The sequence below is a fragment of the Sodalis sp. RH21 genome (genome assembly GCF_047324175.1).
Classification (GTDB): Bacteria; Pseudomonadota; Gammaproteobacteria; order Enterobacterales; family Enterobacteriaceae; genus Acerihabitans.
Map to the genome: position 1 here is coordinate 4,088,314 of NZ_CP178732.1, position 21,065 is coordinate 4,109,378.

The window sequence follows — 21,065 nt, forward strand, 5'->3', positions numbered from 1 at the left end:
TAAGCTATCTCTGGTTTATCAAGGAATCCTATGAATCTGGTCAAAGCAGGCGTTTTCGGCCTTATTTCCTTATGTGCGCTGGGCGCCGTGGGCGGGGTCATGTTGGCGGGTTATATCGTTATCGTCCACAGTTGAGGCCGCCGCGCTCACGCGCGATGAAAACAGCGCAGCCAGCGTTCGAACAGCATATCGCTGATCACGGCCAGCAGCGCCACCAATATCGCCCCCTGCAAAATATAGGCCGTATTAAAACCGCTTAACCCGATGATAATCGGCGAACCCAGGGTTTTGGCGCCGACGGTCGAGGCGATGGCGGCGGTGCCGATATTGATAATAACCGAGGTGCGGATACCGGTAATAATCACCGGGGCCGCCAGCGGCAGCTCCACCCGGGTCAGTATTTGCCAGCGGCTCATGCCCGCCCCGGTGGCGGTTTCCAGGATGGATTCCGCCACCGTTTCAATGCCGGTAATGGTGCCCTGGACTATCGGCAGCAGGCCATAGAGCACCAGGGCGATAATCGCCGGCTGTTCGCTGAAACCCATCACCGGCACCGCCACCGCCAGCACCGCCACAGGCGGGAAGGTCTGTCCTACCGCCACCAGCGTTTCCACCAGCGAACGGAACTCCTTGCCCGCCCGCCGCGTAACGCCGATTCCCGCGCCTACGCCGATGGCCACGGCGATAACGCTGGAAATCAGCACCAGTTGCACATGCGCCCAGGCCAGCGATGCAAAGCTGTCCTGCAGATAGACCGGGCGATCGAGAGTGGGAAACAGCATGGAGAACAACCCGTCCAGCCGCGTCATGCCGAACATCAGCGCCAATAACAGCAGCAGGCACCATAACAATGGGTCGGTGGCTATGCGGCGCAGCATTCTAGACGTCCTCCCGCGCCGGCTTGATCAAATCCTTGAAATGCAGCACGCCGACGGAGGCGCCCTGCGCGTCAACCACCGGCAATAACTCGGTTTGGCGGGAGACGAATTCCGACAGGGCCTCGCGCAGGGTCATCGCCGCGGGTATCGGTTGGCCGGCCAAACGTTCCCCGGGGCGGGCATGGGTGCCGGCGGCGCCCAGCGCCAGCAATTTGATGCCGATATCGCTGCGGCCGAAAAAATTGCGCACAAACGCATTGGCAGGCTGCGTCAGCAAATGGCGCGGCGACCCCTGCTGGATCACCTGCCCCTGATCGAGCAGCACAATGTGCTGTGCCAGCGCCAGCGCCTCATCGATATCATGGGTGACCAGCACCACGGTGCGCCCGGACAATTGATGAATGCGGGCGATTTCCGTTTGCAACGCTCCCCGGGTGACCGGGTCGAGGGCGCCGAAGGGTTCATCCATCAGCAGTACTTCCGGGTCGGCGGCCAGGGCGCGCGCCACGCCCACGCGCTGTTGCTGGCCGCCGGAAAGCTGGTGGGGATACCGGCCGCGGAATTGCCGCGCATCCAGATGCAGCAGTTCCAGCAGTTCCGTTACCCGATCGCGGATTTTCGCCCGCGGCCATTTCAGCAGTTGCGGCACGGTGGCGATATTTTGCTCCACCGTCCAATGGGGGAACAAACCGATGGACTGAATGGCATACCCCATGCGCCGGCGCAGTTCCTGCGGTTTGAAGCTGTGGATTTCATCGCCGGCAAACAGGATTTTGCCCTGGTCGTGTTCAATCAGGCGATTGATCATTTTCAGGGTGGTGGATTTGCCCGAACCGGAGGTGCCGATCAACACGGTAAACTCACCGGCGGCAATATTCAGATTCAGGTTTTCCACCGCCGGTTTGCCATGAAAATACTTGCTTACCTGCTGGAATTGGATCATTGGCGCACCGTTTCAAGGAATGAAATAATCAGTTTAAACAGCGTATCCACCAGCACCGCCAAGGCAATGGCCGGAATCACCCCGAGCAATACCAGTTCCAGCGCGCTGCTGAGCAGCCCCTGGAACATCAGTGCGCCAAAGCCGCCGGCGCCAATCAGCGCGGCGATCATGCCCATGCCGACGGTTTGCACGGCAATGATCCGGATGCCGGAAAGAATCACCGGCAGCGCCAGCGGCACTTGAATCCGCCGAAATATTTGTCCGCGGGTCATGCCCATGCCGAGCGCGGTTTCAATCACGTCGGCGGGCACCTGCTGTAAGCCGGCATTCACGCTGCGCACCAGGGGCAATAGCGCATATAGCACCAAGGCGATCAGCGCCGGCGCCAGGCCGATGCCGCCGATGCCGATGTCGCGCAGCCACGGCCAGGCGGTGGCCAAGCCGCTGAGCGGGGCAATCAGCAGGCCGAACAGCGCAATGGCGGGGATGGTCTGGATGACATTGAGCGTGGAAAACAGCGCCGGACGCCAGCGCGCGGAATGATGGCACAGTAAACCCAGCGGAATGCCGATAATAATGGCCGGCACCAGGGTGCCGAACAATAGGATGAGATGCTCGCCGAGCGCCTGCTGGAAAACGTCCTGACGGTTGGCGTATTCCTTGAACAGCGACAACTGGTCCAGGCGGCCGGCGGCCACCAGCGCCACCAGCGGCAGCCAGATTTGCGCATTGGCCAGTACGCGCAGCGTCTGGCTGGCCAATGCGCGCCCAATGGCGTCGGCGGCAATCAGCAAGCATAAGGCGCCCATCAGCCAGAATCCGCTGCCAAAAGAGGTCCGCACCAGCCCCCCGCCCTGTTCGGCGAGATGGTCGGCAGCGTCGCCGGCCAGGGCCGCCAGGCATACCAGCAGCACTTCGGCCAGCAGCATGACCGCCAGGCGCACCGGCCGGGAGGGTGTGATAAAACACAACGCCAGCGCCGCCGCGGCCGGCAGCAGGATCAGTATGCGCAGCCCGCCCAAGAGTCCGGCCAGGCCGATCCCCTGGCCGGACATCAGGCGGTTCGGCGCATAATTCACAAACGGCAGGACCAGCCCGGCAAAAACCAGTAATCCCGTCAGTGTCAGCAGTACGCGGTTTTTAACCAATCTGCATTGCTCTTTGCATCACTCTCCCCTGGGCCAGGCGCGTTACGATTTCACAAAGCCTTTTTGCTTGAGGTAATCCGCCGCGACTTTTTTCGCGTTTTGTCCTTCCACCGCGATGCTGGCATTAAGTTTTTGCAGCGTCTGGGTATCCAGGGAAGCAAACACCGGCTTGAGCCACTGTGCGATTTCCGGATGCTGTTTTAATACCGACTCGCGGATAATGGGGGACGGCGCATAGATCGGCTGCACGCCGCTCGGGTCGGTAAGGGTTTGCAATCCCAGCGCGGCCACCGGACCGTCGGTGCCGTACGCCATGGCGGCATTGACGCCGGAGGTTTGCTCGGCTGCGGCTTTCAGGGTTACCGCGGTATCGCCGCCGGCCAGGGACAGCAATTGATCCTGCTGAAGTTTGAAACCATAGGTTTTTTCAAAGGCGGGCAGCGCATCGGGACGCTCGATAAATTCCGCCGACGCGGCCAGCTTAAACTTGCCGCCCGATTTCAGGTAACGGCTCAGGTCGGCTAACGAGGTCAGATGCTGGCCCTTGGCCAGATCCTGGCGAACGGCGATGGTCCAGGTGTTGTTGGCCGGGGCGGGGTCGAGCCAGACGATGTGGTTTTTATCGTAATCGAGTTTTTTGACCTTCTGGTATCCAGCATTGACATCTTTCCAGGCCGGGTCTTTTTCGTCGCTGAAAAAGAACGCGCCGTTGCCGGTGTATTCCGGATAGATATCAATCTCGCCGGAGGTGATGGCGCCGCGCAGCACCTGGGTGGTGCCCAATTGTGATTTATTGACGGTTTTAACGCCGTGGGAGTCCAGTACCTGGACGATAATGTTGCCCAGCAGGGAACCTTCGGTATCGATTTTTGAACCCACCCGCACGGACGAGTCCGCTGCCTGGACGCCGGCCGTCATACCCAGCATAGCTGCGGCAAGGCACAGCGCTCGTCCATGATGAAAGAAATTGGCCATGAATCTTTTCCCCTCGAAGGTTATTGGTAAGGTATCCACAACGGCGTAATGGTGAATATGTTACTGAAATGATAGTTCAAATAGATAATTATTTATTGAAAAAAGAATGCATATGTTAGAACCGAAAGCGTGAAGGCGGCGCCGCTGCGTTACCGCTGATTGTTTCGGGCAATCTGTCGGCCGGTGCTGGGCGGAGACCGGGCGCCGGGCTTAACCGGCGCGCTTTAGGCGCATAAATTCGGTGTAATAGCCGGGAACGGCGGCCATCGTCAGTAAAAACCAGGGCGTGTAGAGCGCCGGGTTCAGGAGAATGTCTTGCTGGATTTGGGGGAGCGACTGATAGCGGAAGGCCATGGCTTCGTCGGGATTGAGCGTGGGCGGCTGGCTGGTGATGCCGAAAAATACGTGGTCAAATTCGTGTTCGATCAGTCCGTTGGCGAGGGGCAGCCTGTATTGCAGATCGAAAACCGGCGTGAGGGCGCAGCGCAGTCCCATTTCTTCGTAGAGCCGTCGTCGGGCCGCCGCCTGGGTGTCTTCAAGAGGGAGCGGATGGCCGCAGCAGGTGTTGCTCCATAGCGCGCCGCAGTGGTATTTGGTTTGGGCGCGTTGCTGGAGCAGGAGTTCTCCCTGCGGGTTGAAGAGGTATACGGTAATGGCGCGATGGAGTAGCCCTTCGCGATGCGCCCGGAGTTTTTCCATTTGGCCGACCGGCCGATCGTGTTCGTTAACCAGCACTACTTCGGTAAATGCCATAGCGTCGCCTTGCTGAGTCTTGGTTTAGGTGATTTTATCGGTTGTAGCGGGGAAAATCTGTGCAATAAAGAGTTATTGGTGTGGGATAAGGGCTATTTTTGCAATAAAACATGTCTGAGGGGGGGCCGGGGGCGGCAAGGAGCGGGTCGTGCTAGCTGCGGGTTCGGTGTTGGCGGGTTTAGCCTGCCGTGGGGCGCTCCGGCGGCCAGGAAAACCATGGCCGCGTCGACCCCTACGGCACGGTCTCCCTTTAACAGGGCTCGCTGCCGGTTCGGTGTTGGCGGGCATACCGCCCCAAGGGGCGCTCCGGCGGCCAGGAAAACCATGGCCGCTTCGACCCCTACGGCACGGTCTCCCTTTAACAGGGTTCGCTGCCGGTTCGGTGTTGGCGGGCATACCGCCCCAAGGGGCGCTCCGGCGGCCAGGAAAACCATGGCCGCTTCGACCCCTACGGCACAGTCTCCCTTTAACAGGGCTCGCTGCCGGTTCGGTGTTGGCGGGCATACCGCCCCAAGGGGCGCTCCGGCGGCCAGGAAAACCATGGCCGCTTCGGCCCCTACGGCACGGTCTCCCTTTAACAGGGCCCGCTGCGGGTTCGGTGTTGGCGGGCATACCGCGCCAAGGGGCGCTCCGGCGGCCAGGAAAACCATGGCCGCGTCGACCCCTACGGCACGGTCTCCCTTTAACAGGGCCCGCTGCGGGTTCGGTGTTGGCGGGCATACCGCCCCAAGGGGCGCTCCGGCGGGCAGGAAAACCATGCCCGCTTCGGCCCCTACGGCACGGTCTCCCTTTAACAGGGCTCGCTGCCGGTTCGGTGTTGGCGGGCATACCGCGCCAAGGGGCGCTCCGGCGGCCAGGAAAACCATGGCCGCTTCGACCCCTACGGCACGGTCTCCCTTTAACAGGGCCCGCTGCGGGTTCGGTGTTGGCGGGCATACCGCGCCAAGGGGCGCTCCGGCGGCCAGGAAAACCATGGCCGCGTCGACCCCTACGGCACGGTCTCCCTTTAACAGGGCCCGCTGCGGGTTCGGTGATAACGGGCATACCGCCCCAAGGGGCGCTCCGGCGGCCAGGAAAACCATGGCCGCTTCGGCCCCTACGGCACGGTCTCCCTTTAACCGGGCCCGCTGCGGGTTCGGTGTTGGCGGGCATACCGCGCCAAGGGGCGCTCCGGCGGCCAGGAAAACCATGGCCGCGTCGACCCCTACGGCACGGTCTCCCTTTAACAGGGCCCGCTGCGGGTTCGGCGCGGCGGGCGGCGGTTATTGCAGGGTGAAGCGGGCGGTTTGGAGGCGGGCGGAGTCGAGGCCGACCATGACGTCAAAGTCGCCGGGTTCGGCGGCGTTGACCATTTGCTGATTGTAGAATTTGAGCGCGTCGGCATTAAGGGTGAAGGTGACGCGTTTGGATTCGCCGGCTTTGAGGAATACGTTTTGGAAGCCCTTGAGTTCTTTGACCGGGCGGCTGATGGAGGCCGCGACATCATGGACGTAGAGCTGGGCCACGGTGCCGCCGTCGCGATCGCCGGTGTTGGTCAGGGTGGCGCTGATGGTAAGGGACCCGTTGCGGGGCATGGTGGGGCTGGATAACGCCACGTCCGATACGCTGAAGGTGGTGTAGCTCAGGCCAAAACCAAAGGGATAAAGCGCGCCGTTGGCTTCATCGTAATAGTGGGAGGTGTATTTATTGGGCTGGTCCGCCAAGTACGGACGCCCCGTGGGCAAGTGATTATAATAAATGGGAATTTGGCCTACCGAGCGCGGGAAGGAGATGGGCAGTTTGCCGGCGGGGTTGTAGTCGCCGAACAGCACGTCGGCGATGGCATTGCCGCCTTCGGTGCCGCTGAACCAGGTTTCCAGCATGGCGTCCGCCTGCTGATCTTCGCGCACCAGCGCCAGCGGGCGGCCGTTCATCAATACCAGGACCAGCGGTTTGCCGGTGGCCTTCAGGGCGTCAATCAGTTGGCGCTGGCTGTCCGGGATAGTGATATTGGTACGGCTGGAGGCTTCGTGGGCCATGCCCTGGGATTCCCCCACCGCAGCCACGATCACATCCGCCTGGCGGGCGGCTTTGACCGCTTCGTCAATCATCTCCTGCGCGGGGCGCGGGTCGATTTTCACCGCCTGTTCGTATGAATTCAGGTAAGCCACCATATCCTGGTGATTGGTGATGTTGGCGCCCTTGGCGTACAAGATGGTCGCTTTGTCGCCCACGGCGTTGCGCATGCCTTGCAGCAGGGTGACGGACTGTTCGGGGCGGCCGGCGGCCGACCAACTGCCCATGATGTCCCGCTGGCTGTCCGCCAGCGGACCGACCACGGCGATGGCGCCCTGTTTTTTCAGCGGCAGGGTGTGCAGGCGGTTTTTCAGCAGTACCAGGCATTGCCGCGCCACCTGGCGCGCCGCGTCGCGGTGCAGGCGGCTTTCGGCATTGGTGTCCTGCGGATCGCTGCCCACCGGCCCAAGGTGGCTATAGGCATCGCGGAATAGCCCCATATCGTATTTTACATTCAGGACGTGGCGCACGGCATCGTCGATTTCCTGTTCGCTGACGTCGCCGCTTTTCACCAGTTCCGGCAGGTAGCGAATAAAGAATTCGTCGCTCATGCTCATATTGATGCCGGAGTTAAGCGCAATTTTCACCGCTTCTTTCGGGGTGCTGGCCACGCCGTGTTTAATCAATTCTTTAATTGCGCCGTGGTCGCTAATGGTGATGCCCGAAAAGTGCCATTGCTTGCGCAAAATATCCTTCAACAGCCAGGCGTCGGCGGTGGCCGGGGTGCCGTTGACGGAGTTAAGCGCCACCATCACGCCGCCGCTGCCGGCATCCAGGGCCGCTTTGTACGGCGGCATATAGTCCTGGAACATGCGCTGCGGACTCATATCCACCGTATTGTAATCACGGCCCCCTTCCACCGCGCCATAAAGGGCGAAGTGTTTCACCGAGGTCATCAGCGCATGGCGATCGCCGGGATTTTTGCCCTGGATCGATTGCACCAGCACGCGGCCGATTTCAGACGTGAGGAAGGTATCTTCCCCCAGCCCTTCGGATACCCGACCCCAGCGGGGATCGCGGGTGATATCCACCATGGGCGCCCAGGTCATGTTCAAGCCGTCTTCGCTGCCTTCATAGGCGGCGATGCGCCCGCTGGTGGCTACCGCGTCGAGGTTCCAGCTGGAGGCCAGGCCCAGGCTGATGGGGAAAACGGTGCGTTGGCCGTGGACGATGTCGTAGGCGAAAAACAGCGGTATTTTCAGCCGGGGCAACTGCATGGCCTGATCTTGCATGATGCGGATATCATGGCGGGTAACGGTATTGAATATCGCGCCCACCTGGCCGTTTTTGATCATTTCCCGAATCGCTTCCTTGGGATTTTCCGGCCCGACGCTGATAAGCCGCAGCTGGCCGATTTTTTCCTCTAGGGTGAGTTTTTGCAGCAGTGCGCTGACGTAAGCATCACGGGGCAAATCAGGAGAAGGAAGTTGGGTGTTGTTGTCCGCCAGGGCGGGATTAAGCGTTAATGCTGCTAACAGGCTAAATGCGTACAGCCATTTCATATCGTTGTTCTCACACGCGCGAAAGCGGACCGGACCGACAGCCCGGCCATGGGACGTTCGGAATAATATGCCATAGGGCAACGCAGAGCTCAGTGTAGACCATCACAGAGTCGAAAGGGTATGGTTAAATTATTGAAAGCATGTGTTTCCGCATAATTGCTGAAACAATCGGCCGTCCCGGCCGAAGAACCTGCTATAGCTGCTATTATCGATACTTCTTTTGGTCTTCATCGGTGATGGCGCGTATCACCCTGCAGGGATTGCCCGCCGCCAGCACATAGGCCGGAATATCGCGGTTAACCACGCTGCCCGCGCCGATCACGCTATTATCGCCAATGGTGACGCCGGGCAAAATAGAGACCCCGCCGCCAATCCAGACATTATTGCCGATGGTCACCGGCAGGGCATATTCCAATCCCTGATTACGCCGTCCGGCATCCAGCGGGTGGCCGGCGGTATATATACCGACATTGGGGGCAATAAAAGCGTTATCGCCGATCTTCACCTTGGCGCCATCCAAAATAACCAGATTCATATTGGCATAGAAGTTTTCGCCGATGTCGATGTTATAACCATAATCGCAATAAAATGGCGGCTCAAACCAAAATGTCGCGCCGGTTTTACCGAGCAATTTTTTAATTAATTCCTGGCGTTCGTCTCCGTTGCGCGGGTCCAGCCGGTTATACAGATAAAGCTGATATTTTGCCTGGGCGCGCTGGGCTATCAGCTCTTCATCATAATTGGCGTCGTAGAGCAAGCCGGCGGCGGCTTTTTGCATTTCGTTCATGTTATTTTTTTCTCCGAACGGGAAACGAACTGCTATTTTATAGCGTTATTTAAGTAAAATTCCCACCGGGTTGTTTGCTGGAGTATCTTGTTAAGTCACTATCCAAAGTTGTAAAAGCGTCAGTCCAACCCGCAGCAAAAGGGATATCGTTATGCCAGATGACTCTCCATATTTATCACATGCGTTTATCGAACAGCTGATTGCCATTGCCGGACGGGGCGCGGTGTTGACCCGCGAACGGCAAACCCAGCGCTATCGCAAAGGATTCCGCTCCGGCAGCGGACCGGCGCTGGCGGTGGTCTTGCCTGATTCATTATTATCCCTGTGGCGCGTGCTCGCCGCCTGCGTGGCCGCCGATAAAATCATTATTATGCAAGCGGCCAATACCGGCCTGACCGAAGGGTCCACGCCCAACGGCGCGGATTACGACCGTGAAGTGGTCATCATCAGCACCCGGCGGCTGGACGGCGTTCAACTGCTGGATGAAGGGCGCCAGGTGGTGGCCCTGGCCGGCAGCACCTTATACTCACTGGAAAAAGCCCTTAAGCCGCTGCATCGGGAACCGCACTCGGTTATCGGTTCATCCTGCCTTGGGGCCTCGGTTATCGGCGGCATTTGTAATAATTCCGGCGGCTCCCTGGTTAAACGCGGCCCGGCTTATACCGAAATGGCCCTGTATGCCCAGGTGGATCGGGACGGCCGGTTGCGGCTGGTCAATCATTTGGGCATCGATTTGGGCGCCACGCCGGAACAGATTCTTACCCGCCTGGAGAACCAGCAATATTCCCGGGCCGACATCCACGCTGCCGACCGCGCGTGTTCCGATCATGAGTATGCGCAGCGGGTGCGCGACGTGGAGGCCGATACCCCGTCGCGTTTTAATGCCGATCGGCGCCGCCTGTTCGAGGCCGCGGGCAGCGCCGGCAAGCTGGCGGTGTTCGCGGTGCGCCTGGATACCTTCCCCGCCGAGCAACGCCAGCAGGTGTTTTATATCGGCACCAACGATCCCCAGGTCCTGACGCGGCTGCGGCGCGATATTTTATCCGGCTTCAGCAATCTGCCGGTGGCCGGCGAGTATATGCATCGCGACTGCTACGACATCAGCGAAACCTACGGCAAAGATACCTTTATCATGATTAACCGCCTCGGAACCGACCGGATGCCACTGCTGTTCCAGCTCAAAGGCCGCATAGACGCCACGCTCAACGCCTGGCCGTGGTTGCCGTCCCAACTGAGCGACCGCGTAATGCAGGGCTTGAGCCGCCTGTGGCCGCACCATCTGCCGCAGCGGATGAAAGAGTATCGCGACCGGTACGAACACCATCTGCTGCTGAAAATGTCCGGCGACGGCATCGCGGAAGCCGAGGCGTATTTGCAGGACTATTTTGCCCGGGCGGCGGGGGAATATTTTCTTTGCACCGGGGATGAGGGCAATAAAGCCTTTTTGCACCGCTTCGCCGCCGCGGGGGCCGCGGTGCGCTATCACGCGGTGCATAGCGATAAAGTAGAAGATATCCTGGCGCTCGATATCGCCCTGCCCCGTAATGAAACCCAATGGTTCGAGACGCTGCCGCCGGAAATCGACGCTCAAATCGTGGCCAAACTTTATTACGGCCATTTTATGTGCCATGTCTTTCATCAGGATTATATCGTGCGCAAAGGCGTCGATAGCCATGAACTGAAACTGCAAATGCTGGCGCTGCTCAACGCCCGCGGCGCCGAATACCCGGCAGAGCACAATGTCGGCCATCTTTATGAAGCCAAGCCCCAGTTGGCGGCGTTTTACCGGCAAACCGACCCCACCAACAGTTTTAACCCGGGAATCGGTAAAACCACCCGGCTTAAACACTGGTGCGAACAGTGCGCCGCCCAGAAGAAACCCTGACAGGGCAGCCTTTTTAGCGCAAAATCCCCGCAGCTCTCATTGGGGGCTTGGCAAGCGCGGTTACCTTTGCAATACTGCTTTGCAGTGTTACAAGTCATGATCGGCCTATACAGGAGCTGACGATTGTATTTAGCGTCGTCAGCCAGCCAGCCGACAGCGGACCCAGCGCGCTTGCCGCCGGGTATCATGATTCTTCAGGGATGATCGGTTCTTCTTTTTCTACAAGGCACCGACTCTTTTATGAAATATGTCATCGTTGGTACAGGTAACATCAGCCACACCTATCTCAGGGCGCTGCAAGCATTGCCGGCCTGTGAAACGGTCGGGTTTGTTTCCCGCGGCAAAACGCCGGGAACCCTCATTAATACCTTGCCGTCCTGGCCGACGCTGGCGGCGGTGGATCGGCCGTTTGATGCCGTTATCGTCACCACTCCCAACGCCCTGCATCATGAGAGCGCCATCGAGGCCGCGCGCCTGGGCAAACATATCCTGGTGGAAAAACCGCTGGATATCAGCCAAACCGCCATGGATGACATGATAGCCGCCGCGGATGAACATCATGTGACGCTGGCGGTAAGCTACCAGCGCCGCACCAATCCGGATAACCTGGCCGTCAAAGCCCTGCTGGAGCAGCATGCGCTGGGCCGGATCTACTCGGCCGACCTCAGTTGCCGCTTTTGGCGCGACGCGGCTTATTATGCCAGCGCCGGCTACCGCGGCGGTTACGCCGTCGACGGCGGCGGCGTATTTATGCAGCAGGCCAGCCATAATATCGATAATTATATCTGGCTCTTCGGCATGCCCGAGCGGGTACAGGGTGAACTGGATACCTTCGCCCATGATATCGAGGCGGAAGATCACGGCGCCGTGGTGCTGCGCCACGCCGACGGCATGATCGGCACCATCGTCGCCTCGACCTGCGCCCGCCCCGGCCACCCGCCCCGGCTGGAAGTCAGCTGCGAAAAAGGCACTTTTACCCTGCTAAACGACTGTATCAGCGACTGGCAGATCGCGGGCATCGACAATCCGGCCGCACAGGTTCCCCCCGCCCCCGATGCCGGCGCCAGCAGCCCGACCATTACCGATACGTCACGCCATGAAGCGGTCATCGTCGATTTCGAGCGGGCCGTATCCCAAGGCGCCACGCCGCTGGCCGAAGCTCGCGATGCCCGCCGCGCCACCGAGCTGATTCTACGGATTTATCACAGCCATGCGGGGCGCCGCTGATGCATCAGCTCAGGGCGGCCCGTATCGATGAGTTGGCCAAACTTACGGAGCTCAGTTTGCAGTCGAAGGCATTCTGGGGTTATGACGCCGCGCTGATGCCCGGTTGCCGCGCGAGCCGGGCTTTTCATCCTTCGGATATGGAAAACTCGCAAATTTGCGTCGCCGAAGGGGATAACGCCCTGCTGGGCGTGGCCCAATTAATGTTTGATAATGAAATCGCCTTTCTGGAGCGCCTGTTCGTCGCGCCCGCCAATCTTAAGACCGGCATCGGCAAGGCGCTGTTTGGCTGGTCGATTAAAGCGGCCCACCGGGCCGGGGCCCAACGGTTATTAATTGATTGCGATCCGCTTTCCGCCGGATTCTACCAGCGCATGGGGGCCAGGGAAGAGGGTTTTGTCGAGTCAGATACGGTTCCCGGCCAACGGGTGCCGCGGTTCAAAATTACCCTGACCCCATGCCGGCCCGTGGTCCAGAAATAAGCGCGCGGTTGGGATCATCGCAACGGATGTTGCCAAGTACACTATAACGGAGCCCATATCGTGTATCAGTTGCATATCGCCAACAAAAATTACTCCTCCTGGTCGTTACGTCCCTGGGTATTAATGAAAACCCTGGCCATCCCGTTTGCCGAAGCCTTGCATCCGTTTCAGTCCGGCAATAATCACGATCTATTCCAGCATTTCTCGCCTTCAGGACGCGTACCGACGCTGAACGACGGCGCCGCCGTGGTATGGGACTCGCTGGCCATAACCGAATATCTGGCGGATACCCATGCCGGTGTATGGCCCGAACATTATCATGCCAGGGCCTGGGCGCGCTGCGCCGCGGCGGAAATGCACGCCGGTTTTACTACCCTGCGTAATCTGTGCCCGATGAACTGCGGCGTGCGGGTGCGCTTATCCGCCCTGCCCCCGGCGCTGCTGGAGGATCTGGCCCGTCTGGATGAATTATGGCAGCAAGGCCTGGCCAGTTTTGGCGGTCCGTTCCTGGCCGGCCCGGCGTTTAGCGCCGTGGATGCTTTTTTTGCGCCGGTGGTGTTTCGCATCCAGACCTACGGTCTGCCGCTTTCCGACGTCTCACGCGCCTGGTACCACAGAATGCTGGCGCAGCCGGCGATGGAGGAGTGGTACCGCGATGCGTTAGCCGAGGAGTGGCGCGAAGCGTCCCATGAAGACGAAAGCCTGGCGCAGGGCGAGATAATCGAGGATTTCCGCAGCCGGGCGCAATAAGCCAGGCCGCAGCGGCGGCGGACTAGTCAACTTGCTTAAGCGAGTCGCCGGAACCGTTTTTTGCCGTCTGGCCGGATTTGGGGGTTTTGGTTTTTTTATAAACCGTCTGGCCGGGCTTGGTGGCTTTGGCCTTGGCCGTTTTGACGGGCTTGGCGCCTTTGGCCTTGGTCGCCGCGGTCTGTACCGCCTGGGCGCCTTTGGCCTTTTTATATGCCGTCTGGCTCACCGGGCGGTTTTTTGATTTTTTGGCCGCCGTCACGCCGGAGCGATGGGCCGCGGGTTTATACGCCGAGCGCACCGAGCGCAGGGCGACCGGTTTTTGGCTGGCCGCCAGCGGCAGCGCCGTGGCGCGGCCGGTTTCCAGCCAGTTGCGAATCCGGCTGGCGTCGGCGAAATGGGTATATTTACCGTAGGCGTCCAATACCACCAGCCCTACCGGGCGATGATTAATCATGGTGCGCATCACCAGGCAATGGCCGGCCTGATTGGTAAAGCCGGTTTTGGTCAGTTGGATGGCCCAGTCAGGGCGATAGACCAGATGGTTGGTATTGCGAAACGGCAGCGTATAAGGCGGGTTGCTGAAGGTCGCCATGGTTTCATGGGTGGTGCTCAGTTCGGTAAGCAACGGATATTGTTGGCTGGCAATCAGCAATTTAGATAAATCGCGCGCGGTGGAAACATTATTAACCGATAAACCGGTGGGTTCCACGTAATGGGTATGCAGCATGCCCAGCGACACCGCTTTGGCGTTCATGGCGGCGATAAACGCCGGATAACCGCCGGGATAATGGTGTGCCAGGCTGGCGGCCGCGCGATTTTCCGACGACATCAGCGCCAGCAGCAGCATATTGCGCCGGCTGATTTCGCTGCCCACCCGCACCCGTGAAAATACCCCTTTTAATTCTTCCGTCTGGTGAATATCAACCGAAATAATTTCGTCCATTGACTGCCGGGCATCCAACACCACGATGGCGGTCATTAATTTTGACAGCGAGGCGATGGGCACCACTTTATCCGCGTTGGCGGAATAAAGCAGATGGTTGTCGGCCATATCAAACACAATGGCGCTGCCAGAGGCGATCACCAACGGCGAGGCCAAGGGGGCCGGCTCCGCGTTAAGGGCGGCGCTGGCATCGTAAATCATCACATTACTGAGCGCAAAAAGAGCTACGCCAAAACAAGCGAAACGAAAAAAAGATAACATTATCCATTACCTGAAAAATACTGCAGAACCGCAGTTGATGACGCCATAGTATATCCGATTATCCAAAAACGAAAATCGCTTAAAGCCTGAATTTTTTTGTCACTAAAAAATACCGTGCATTTATTGACAAATATGTTCAAGGATCAGCTCTTTTAGCAGGTCATTTCGTCAGGGTTAATCTATTTATGAATGGCGCGAATAGTAAAACAATAGCGGCTAATGGAACTGAAAAGTCAAAACGAATAAGAAATCCGCAATATTGAACCGCGGATTTTGCTTTAAGCACTATATCCTAATACGACAACCGTGGGATATGTACTAGGCACACCACGAATTATGCCTGGGCGGCGAAGACCGCTTTTCTCATCATCGTCACGAACGGCGCGCTGGCGACGATAGGGCATTTCCAGGCCGAGCCGGCCGGTTAATATATCAATTGCACCATGGCATTGGCGATATAGCTGCCGGGCGGATCGTTGCGCGATGGCGTCATTTTGGCGTAAACGGTGTAAGTACGTGTTACCGCGGCGTTAGCCTCCAGGCTATAGGAGTCGGTAATCACTCCGCCGCCGCCGTTGCCCCACACTTGCTGGTAGTCTCCCGAGGTGTAAAGCTGATAGCTGGCGCTGTGGCTGCCGCTGGATATCTGGCGCGGGGCCTGCGCCGCCGGGCCGTCGATAAGAATGCGATAGCTGACGTTGGCCGCGCTGGCGCCGCCGCTGCACACCACGGTAATAGTGGCGGTGCTGCGCTGAACCATGCCGGCAATGCCTTGGATGGCGCCAAAATTCAGGGGCGTGGCGCTGATGGAACAGTCATAGGCCGACGCCTGGGTGGAAAATAGCCCCCATAATAACGCGCAGGCAAAATAAGCAATAGGTTTTAACGACATGATCAGGCTCCGGTGAGGCAGGTTAATGGGCCGATTTCCGGCAGGCTGCCGGCTTTGGGTTGATAAGCGAAACTCAGGGTGCAGGCGGGCTGGCCCGAGGTTTCCACTTTCAGTTGGTTATGCTCCGCCAGATTTTCGAAAAAAGTCATGCCGTCGTAGCCGACCACGGCCTGCGCCCCGTTGCCCAGCAGCGTCGCTACGCTACCCAGCGGTATGGGCCGTTGCCGGGCGTCCACCAGCCGCAATGTGGCGCCATGGGTACGGTGGATCGGGAATTTGACGAGCACGCCGGAACGATCGCGCGGACGCACGTCCAGCGCGGCGTTGGTCAGTTCGACATCCATGGGAACATCATTGGGATTAATAGATACGCGGTTACTTTCGTAAGCGCGCAGGTTTTCGATAAACAACAGGCCCCGGCTGTCGGTTTTACCCAGCGGCCGGTTTTCCTGCATAACGGTGATGCCGGGCAAGCCATCGGTATCCACCAGGGCAAAACTATCCTGGATGGTGTTGGCGGCGAATACATGGCCGTCCATGGCGGCCAGCGAGCCGCGCGCACTGGCGCGTACCGCATGGCCGCCGCTTTGCTGTTCGACTTCGGTTCCGATTAGTCCCCAGTCGGCCTTATATTCCAGCCCGGCGTTTTGCCGGTTCAGGGCGCCGTGTTGCTCCGCCAGTTTCCAGCCGATATCGCCGCGCTGCACCGCCGAACGTTGCGCTTGCAGAGTCTGATAACTGTCGCCCTTGCTCACGCTGGAGCTGGCGCTGACCATCGTCCCGTGGCCAATGGGAATGGAAATGCCCACATACAGGCTATTGCCTTTATCGTAATCAAATTCATGTAGCAGAGTGAGGGAAGCGAATGACGACAAAAAAGGCAGCGGCGTGGAATAGGTGCCAGAGAGGGTGGAAGTGGCGATGCTCTGCGATTCATAATTAAAGCTATTATAGTAATTCACTAATCTACGGGCATAGACCACCCCGAACGAACCGTTGCCGGGCGCTACCGGGAAACCGATACTGGCGCGCATCGTGGTGCCGGGGCTGTTATCCCCGTAGGCGGAGGCGATATCGGCAAAGTGGTCGTCGGCTTTCAACACGCTGAAACCGTAGCTTAGCGCCTGCATGGTATGGGTAAAGCCCAGCCCAAATTGTCCGCCCTGCTCTTGGCCATAGCGGCTGGCGGCCAGCGAACCGGATAATACCCCGAGATCGCTGACCAGGACATTAGCGCCGACGCCGCCCATGGCGACCTTTTCGCTCGCCTCCAGATGGGATTCCAGCGTCAGCCGGTCCAGCACGCCGCGCCGGTAGCTGGCCGACACCGCGCTGCCGGCATAATCGGCGGAACTGCTGGCGTAGCGGCGGCGTACCGTGCCGGCTTCCAGCGCCAGGGAATCCAGGCCGTTGCGCAGCAGCGTATCGCTGGCGTAAAACGGCAGCGTCCGGGTCGTCTGGCGGCCGTTGGCGTCTTTTACCACCATGGACACATCGCCGCCGCCGGTGGTGATCGGCAGCGCGGCGATATCAAACGGTCCGGCATCGACCTTCTGGGTCATCTGATGCAGGCCGTTGACGTAAATATCCACCGAGGAGGGGACCGCTACTTCGCCGCTGATGCCCGGCCGGGGAAAGGTCACCAAATCCGGCCGCAGGCCGAAATTGGTGGTGGTCTGTATCCCGGCCATGCGAATGGGCCGGGTCCAGGCCAGGCCGCCGTTAATGTAATCCCCGGCGTTCCAGGTGCGCATGGCATTGACGTCAGACGTGCTATAGGTGCTGTCCAGACGTACCGTCTGGTCGAGATAAGCGTTATGGGTTTGCACCGCCCGGTTGGTCAGTACGCCGCTATCGCCGAACAAGCGCAGATCGCCCAGTACGCTGCTGCTGTCCCGGCCGTCATAGTCGGTAATCTGCGCATCGTAATTAAGTACCGCCCCCCGATCGCTATGCGGAAAACTATCCGCGTCCGGGACGGGTTCGACGCCAAGCTGCTGGGCGATTTGGTTGCTGACCGGCACCTGCAGATACAGGGTCTGGCTGTTTTCATCCAGCCGCGAGGTCCAGCCTTTAATGCTGTTGACGGCAATCAATCCATCGCCGGTAGCGGCAACGGGCTCGGTCAGGACCAGCCCCGCCGCGGTAAGCTGGCCGCGGCTGAACAATAGCGCCCCCCCCTGCTCGGTGATTTCCTGGATATTGTTGTGGTTAAGGTTGTTAACCACCACGTTGAGCAGCAGGCTTTGCCGTTCATCCGGCGCCGTCCCGGCGCCAAGCCCCGCCGCCGGCCATAGTAGCGTCAGGGTTAGCGCGCAGCAAGATAGCCGGAGATCATTCAATTAACCGGGCCGACACTGACCCATTGATCAGACTTATCCTGGGGACCGAGATTTTGCACATGGACCCGGGCCCCCGTGGTTAACACATGGCGGGGATCGTCAATGTGCCAGGTGCGGGTGTTACCGGCCAGAAGATAAGGCATCGCCGGGCCATTGAGCTTAAGTTGCACACCGCTGGCGGTGGTGGCGCTAAGCTTGGCCAGCATGCTGTGGTTCAATCCCCGGTTGAGCGCCACCAGCGTCAAACCGTCACCGCGCCGTTCAATGCGCCATTGGATATCCGCACGGGCCGGCTGGCCGCTGAGCGAAAACACCGGTACGGAGAAGCGCAGGGCCAATTGGACCGTTTTAGCGTCCCGATCGGGTATTTGATCGAAAATGATGCGATAGGCTTCTTCGCCCTGGGCCGCCGGCTCGCGCAGTAGTAACCGTACCGTCTGGGTCTTCCCGGGAGGTATGGTGGCAAACGGCGGACTGACGGAAAGTTTGCCGGTGGCGATAAAATTGTCGCTGTTGCCCTGCTGGACCCAGCTGTAACCGCGGATCTGGATCGCGGTGGCGACATCGGAATTATTGGTCAGGCTAAAGCTGGCTGAACGATGCTCGGAGGACAGATTCTGGCGGATCGGCACGATGGACAGTGCCTGCGCGAAGACCTGGGGTCCGATGACCCACAGGCCTGCCAGCATAAGCGCCCGGATTAGTTTACGATAACGGGGCATAGTGGCTGATCTTGTGTTAGTAAGTGATAGTAACGGCGACGGTATCGGTATAATCACCGACCGACGAGGTTAGCTGGTTGGCGGCGATTTGGCCGTAGACGGTAATATCCTGCTGGGCGCCGTTACCGGTTCCCGCCAGGGTCGTTCCCGCCGTATCGCCCCAGGGGGTGGTATGGGTATCTTCCTGGTACAAGCCGTAGTTCAGCGTCGCGCCGGCAGGGCCGGTCATGACGCGCTGTGCTACGGTACCGCTGCCGGCGCCAAGCCCAATCGTATAATCCGCGGCATTGGAGCAGATTACGGACAATGTTGCTTCGCCATTTACGACGGCGGTACCGGTAAAGGCGGTAAAGGCCAGCGGGGTGGTACTGATGGTGCAGGCTGATTCAACCGTAGCCGTAACCGCGATACTGGTGGTGGCCGTACCGGCCGCGTTGGCCTGCGAAGCGGCAAAGGAACCGAGGCAAAGCAGCGACATAGCACCGACTTTAAAAAGACGTTGGCTGGACATAATATTTCCTTGAAAAACGCGAATAACGAGATGAATGGATTTGGCCCATTGATTCGGCCATTTCTCAGTAAAATAATAGCTCGCGCCTGAAATAAGCAGGGGTTTATACCGCTGCAAATCCGGACTAAATGACGGCATTAGCGGCCAATAACAACAAGACCGATCGGGGGTCCGCATTTTTTATTTTAAAAATAACGGGCTCTTATGGTTATTTTATACTATGGCGTTTTTAACCGATAAAAAGATTAAATACGCTTAATGAAATGAACGCATCTCATAGGAAAACGGGAAGTTAACGGAATAAGGCGGGCGGTTTAATTGATTTAGATGCAGCAGCCCCATTATCGGGGCGGTTTATGCCTCCGCCGGGTCGTGCGTCGCGGCGGTGCATTGTAATTCCCGCAGCCACGGGGGAATGGCGTGGCCGTCAAACAAAGCGGCATAGGCGGGATCGGTGGGCCATGCTTGTCCGCCTTCGCATTTTGCGCGGTAATGGTTGGGTGAAACCCCAATAAACTTCCGGAACATGCGCGCCAATTGCTGGCCGTCGTGCAGCCCGCCGCGGCGGGCGATTTTATCGATGGGCAAATCGCTGTCCAGCAATGCCTGGCGCGCCAGTTCCAGGCGCAGCAGCAATAAAAACAGATAAGGAGAGTAACCGACCTCCAGTTTAAAATGCCGGCGGAAGCTGCGTTCGCTCATGGATAAATACAGCGCCGAGCAATCCATGCTGATATCTTCTTCGAGATGCCGGAGCCACCAGATAGTAATCCGCTGGGCGATGGAATCGCTACGGGTAAAAATCCTGGCGATAACCGGCATGCTATCTTCTATCGCCATCGCTCCGCCGGGCGCGGCCAGGGGGCGGGTAAGCGGCAGCGGACCATTGAGCAGCAGCTGCGCCAGCTGGCGCAGGTTGATATTTTCGCTGGTGGTCAGGATATTGCCGTCGATTTGCAGCGCAGGGAGCGCATTGACGATGACCCGCGGATAATGGGCGGCCAGATACGGCGCCAGCAGGGAGTGGGTGGTGGCCCGGCGATTATCCAATAATCCGGCCGCCGCCATGCGCAGCACCCCTGAGCCCAGCGCCACGATTTGTTTGGCGCCGGGGCAAACCGCCCGCAGCCAATGGGATAATAAATCGCTCGGATCGGCCGCCGACGCGCGGGTGCCGTGGGCGATGATGACCAGGTCGGTTTCCACCGGTATCGGACCGCGCACCGTCAGGGTTTCCATATGAATTAACCGGCTTGATGGCGAAGGTACCCGGCCACCGGCCAGGGAATAAAATTGTATGGCGAAATGGATTTTATGCTCGCCGCGCCGGACGGCGAAATCATTGATGGCCATCAATAACTCCAGGAGCTTAATCGTCTCGCCGAGGAAACAGCCCGGATAGGTCAAAATAACCACTCGCCGGACATCAGCCTGGATGGGCAGGAAGGATGGCGCCCCGGCAAGCCGGCTTTCATTGGCCGGGTTCTCGTGGGCAAGAGCCGGCGTGCTGGGATTAATCATTATTCACTTTATCCGGCAGGCGGCGTATTTTCGGTTAGCCGACAATAAAAACATAATACGAAGACCCATGGCCCTGGTATTGATAAGCTATTATATGCCACAAAAATATCTTAACGGTTTCCACTTAACCGGCTAGCGCCGACGCTTATCCTGGGTAAATCAAATAGCGGGTATTCAAATAATTTTTCGTTTTAAAACACAAAAAATCCAGAAGCATTCATCATGAAGAATCTAATCGTTCGATTAGGTCATCCGATTAAAATATACCCATTTAACCAGCCGAGAAAAATGCGAGATTAAACAATAGCCGACTCATGTCGGTATATTTTATTTTTTATTAAAAATAAATAACCCTAGACCGGGTTAATATCTGCCACTTGGCGCACAAAAGCAATAAATTTATCACACAAATAAGAGCAAGCGCGCAAAATTAAGCCCAATAGACGTTTTACCAGCAGCTTTTAATGTAAACCAAGATTTTAATCATTAAC

Annotated in this window: 17 protein-coding genes and 1 pseudogene; 5 read left to right on the forward strand and 13 right to left on the reverse strand. The window is 58.5% G+C overall.

The genetic code is table 11. The annotated features are described in order from the left end of the window. Positions 1-30 precede the first annotated feature (30 nt). Entirely contained in the window at positions 31-135 is a 105-nt protein-coding gene (locus ACL2XP_RS18820; RefSeq protein WP_413734575.1) for a hypothetical protein, read from the forward strand. Positions 136-146: 11 nt separating this feature from the next. Here the strand turns inward: ACL2XP_RS18820 and ACL2XP_RS18825 are convergent, their stop codons facing one another. From ACL2XP_RS18825 to ACL2XP_RS18855, 7 genes are all read right to left on the reverse strand, one after another. Beyond that, positions 147-878: an ABC transporter permease gene (locus ACL2XP_RS18825; RefSeq protein WP_413734576.1), complete on the reverse strand. Its 732-nt coding sequence runs from the start codon at positions 876-878 to the stop codon at positions 147-149. A 1-nt stretch (position 879) separates the two neighbouring features. Further along, positions 880-1,821 (reverse strand): ABC transporter ATP-binding protein, encoded by a 942-nt coding sequence (locus ACL2XP_RS18830; RefSeq protein ID WP_413734577.1) that lies wholly within the window; start codon positions 1,819-1,821, stop codon positions 880-882. Beyond that, complete coding sequence (locus ACL2XP_RS18835) at positions 1,818-2,969, reverse strand: ABC transporter permease (protein ID WP_413734578.1); 1,152 nt, start codon at positions 2,967-2,969, stop codon at positions 1,818-1,820. The genes ACL2XP_RS18830 and ACL2XP_RS18835 overlap by 4 nt, the downstream gene beginning before the upstream one ends. Before the next feature lie 42 nt (positions 2,970-3,011). Further along, positions 3,012-3,944, reverse strand: coding sequence for an ABC transporter substrate-binding protein (locus ACL2XP_RS18840; RefSeq protein WP_413734579.1), 933 nt, complete (start codon positions 3,942-3,944; stop codon positions 3,012-3,014). A gap of 210 nt (positions 3,945-4,154) precedes the next feature. Next, entirely contained in the window at positions 4,155-4,697 is a 543-nt protein-coding gene (idi, locus tag ACL2XP_RS18845) for an isopentenyl-diphosphate Delta-isomerase (RefSeq protein WP_413734581.1), read from the reverse strand. Positions 4,698-5,959: 1,262 nt separating this feature from the next. Continuing rightward, complete coding sequence (bglX, locus tag ACL2XP_RS18850; RefSeq protein ID WP_413734582.1) at positions 5,960-8,254, reverse strand: beta-glucosidase BglX; 2,295 nt, start codon at positions 8,252-8,254, stop codon at positions 5,960-5,962. A 205-nt stretch (positions 8,255-8,459) separates the two neighbouring features. Further along, positions 8,460-9,041 (reverse strand): sugar O-acetyltransferase, encoded by a 582-nt coding sequence (locus ACL2XP_RS18855; protein ID WP_413734583.1) that lies wholly within the window; start codon positions 9,039-9,041, stop codon positions 8,460-8,462. 151 nt (positions 9,042-9,192) lie between these two features. Here ACL2XP_RS18855 and dld point away from each other — a divergent pair, with 151 nt between their 5' ends. From dld to ACL2XP_RS18875, 4 genes are all read left to right on the forward strand, one after another. Beyond that, entirely contained in the window at positions 9,193-10,926 is a 1,734-nt protein-coding gene (gene dld / locus ACL2XP_RS18860) for a D-lactate dehydrogenase (RefSeq protein WP_413734584.1), read from the forward strand. 240 nt (positions 10,927-11,166) lie between these two features. After that, a complete protein-coding gene (locus tag ACL2XP_RS18865) occupies positions 11,167-12,153 on the forward strand; it encodes a Gfo/Idh/MocA family protein (protein ID WP_413734586.1) in 987 nt (328 codons plus the stop codon). Further along, positions 12,153-12,632, forward strand: coding sequence for a GNAT family N-acetyltransferase (locus ACL2XP_RS18870; protein WP_413734588.1), 480 nt, complete (start codon positions 12,153-12,155; stop codon positions 12,630-12,632). Before ACL2XP_RS18865 ends, ACL2XP_RS18870 begins: the two co-directional genes overlap by 1 nt. Positions 12,633-12,692: 60 nt before the next feature. Then, positions 12,693-13,382, forward strand: coding sequence for a glutathione S-transferase family protein (locus ACL2XP_RS18875; protein ID WP_413734589.1), 690 nt, complete (start codon positions 12,693-12,695; stop codon positions 13,380-13,382). Between the two features lie 325 nt (positions 13,383-13,707). On the opposite strand, the pseudogene pbpG reads toward ACL2XP_RS18875, so the two are convergent. From pbpG to ACL2XP_RS18905, 6 genes and pseudogenes are all read right to left on the reverse strand, one after another. Next, positions 13,708-14,586, reverse strand: a pseudogene (pbpG, locus tag ACL2XP_RS18880) (D-alanyl-D-alanine endopeptidase); the annotation flags it as partial. Between the two features lie 424 nt (positions 14,587-15,010). After that, a complete protein-coding gene (locus ACL2XP_RS18885) occupies positions 15,011-15,478 on the reverse strand; it encodes a spore coat protein U domain-containing protein (protein WP_413734590.1) in 468 nt (155 codons plus the stop codon). A 2-nt stretch (positions 15,479-15,480) separates the two neighbouring features. Continuing rightward, positions 15,481-17,820, reverse strand: a complete 2,340-nt coding sequence (locus ACL2XP_RS18890; protein WP_413734591.1) for a fimbria/pilus outer membrane usher protein — start codon at positions 17,818-17,820, stop codon at positions 15,481-15,483. Beyond that, complete coding sequence (locus tag ACL2XP_RS18895) at positions 17,817-18,542, reverse strand: molecular chaperone (RefSeq protein WP_413734592.1); 726 nt, start codon at positions 18,540-18,542, stop codon at positions 17,817-17,819. The genes ACL2XP_RS18890 and ACL2XP_RS18895 overlap by 4 nt, the downstream gene beginning before the upstream one ends. Positions 18,543-18,558: 16 nt before the next feature. Continuing rightward, positions 18,559-19,053 (reverse strand): spore coat U domain-containing protein, encoded by a 495-nt coding sequence (locus ACL2XP_RS18900; RefSeq protein WP_413734593.1) that lies wholly within the window; start codon positions 19,051-19,053, stop codon positions 18,559-18,561. A 354-nt stretch (positions 19,054-19,407) separates the two neighbouring features. Then, positions 19,408-20,574, reverse strand: coding sequence for a helix-turn-helix domain-containing protein (locus ACL2XP_RS18905; RefSeq protein WP_413734594.1), 1,167 nt, complete (start codon positions 20,572-20,574; stop codon positions 19,408-19,410). Between the last annotated feature and the right edge of the window lie 491 nt (positions 20,575-21,065).

What these genes read in the sequence shown, in the direction of transcription:
- ACL2XP_RS18820 (WP_413734575.1), top strand. Translation starts at nt 31, where the DNA reads ATGAATCTGGTCAAAGCAGGCGTTTTCGGCCTTATTTCCTTATGTGCG.
- ACL2XP_RS18825 (WP_413734576.1), bottom strand. Translation starts at nt 878, where the DNA reads ATGCTGCGCCGCATAGCCACCGACCCATTGTTATGGTGCCTGCTGCTG.
- ACL2XP_RS18830 (WP_413734577.1), bottom strand. Translation starts at nt 1,821, where the DNA reads ATGATCCAATTCCAGCAGGTAAGCAAGTATTTTCATGGCAAACCGGCG.
- ACL2XP_RS18840 (WP_413734579.1), bottom strand. Translation starts at nt 3,944, where the DNA reads ATGGCCAATTTCTTTCATCATGGACGAGCGCTGTGCCTTGCCGCAGCT.
- idi (WP_413734581.1), bottom strand. Translation starts at nt 4,697, where the DNA reads ATGGCATTTACCGAAGTAGTGCTGGTTAACGAACACGATCGGCCGGTC.
- bglX (WP_413734582.1), bottom strand. Translation starts at nt 8,254, where the DNA reads ATGAAATGGCTGTACGCATTTAGCCTGTTAGCAGCATTAACGCTTAAT.
- ACL2XP_RS18855 (WP_413734583.1), bottom strand. Translation starts at nt 9,041, where the DNA reads ATGAACGAAATGCAAAAAGCCGCCGCCGGCTTGCTCTACGACGCCAAT.
- dld (WP_413734584.1), top strand. Translation starts at nt 9,193, where the DNA reads ATGCCAGATGACTCTCCATATTTATCACATGCGTTTATCGAACAGCTG.
- ACL2XP_RS18865 (WP_413734586.1), top strand. Translation starts at nt 11,167, where the DNA reads ATGAAATATGTCATCGTTGGTACAGGTAACATCAGCCACACCTATCTC.
- ACL2XP_RS18870 (WP_413734588.1), top strand. Translation starts at nt 12,153, where the DNA reads ATGCATCAGCTCAGGGCGGCCCGTATCGATGAGTTGGCCAAACTTACG.
- ACL2XP_RS18885 (WP_413734590.1), bottom strand. Translation starts at nt 15,478, where the DNA reads ATGTCGTTAAAACCTATTGCTTATTTTGCCTGCGCGTTATTATGGGGG.
- ACL2XP_RS18895 (WP_413734592.1), bottom strand. Translation starts at nt 18,542, where the DNA reads ATGCCCCGTTATCGTAAACTAATCCGGGCGCTTATGCTGGCAGGCCTG.
- ACL2XP_RS18900 (WP_413734593.1), bottom strand. Translation starts at nt 19,053, where the DNA reads ATGTCCAGCCAACGTCTTTTTAAAGTCGGTGCTATGTCGCTGCTTTGC.
- ACL2XP_RS18905 (WP_413734594.1), bottom strand. Translation starts at nt 20,574, where the DNA reads ATGATTAATCCCAGCACGCCGGCTCTTGCCCACGAGAACCCGGCCAAT.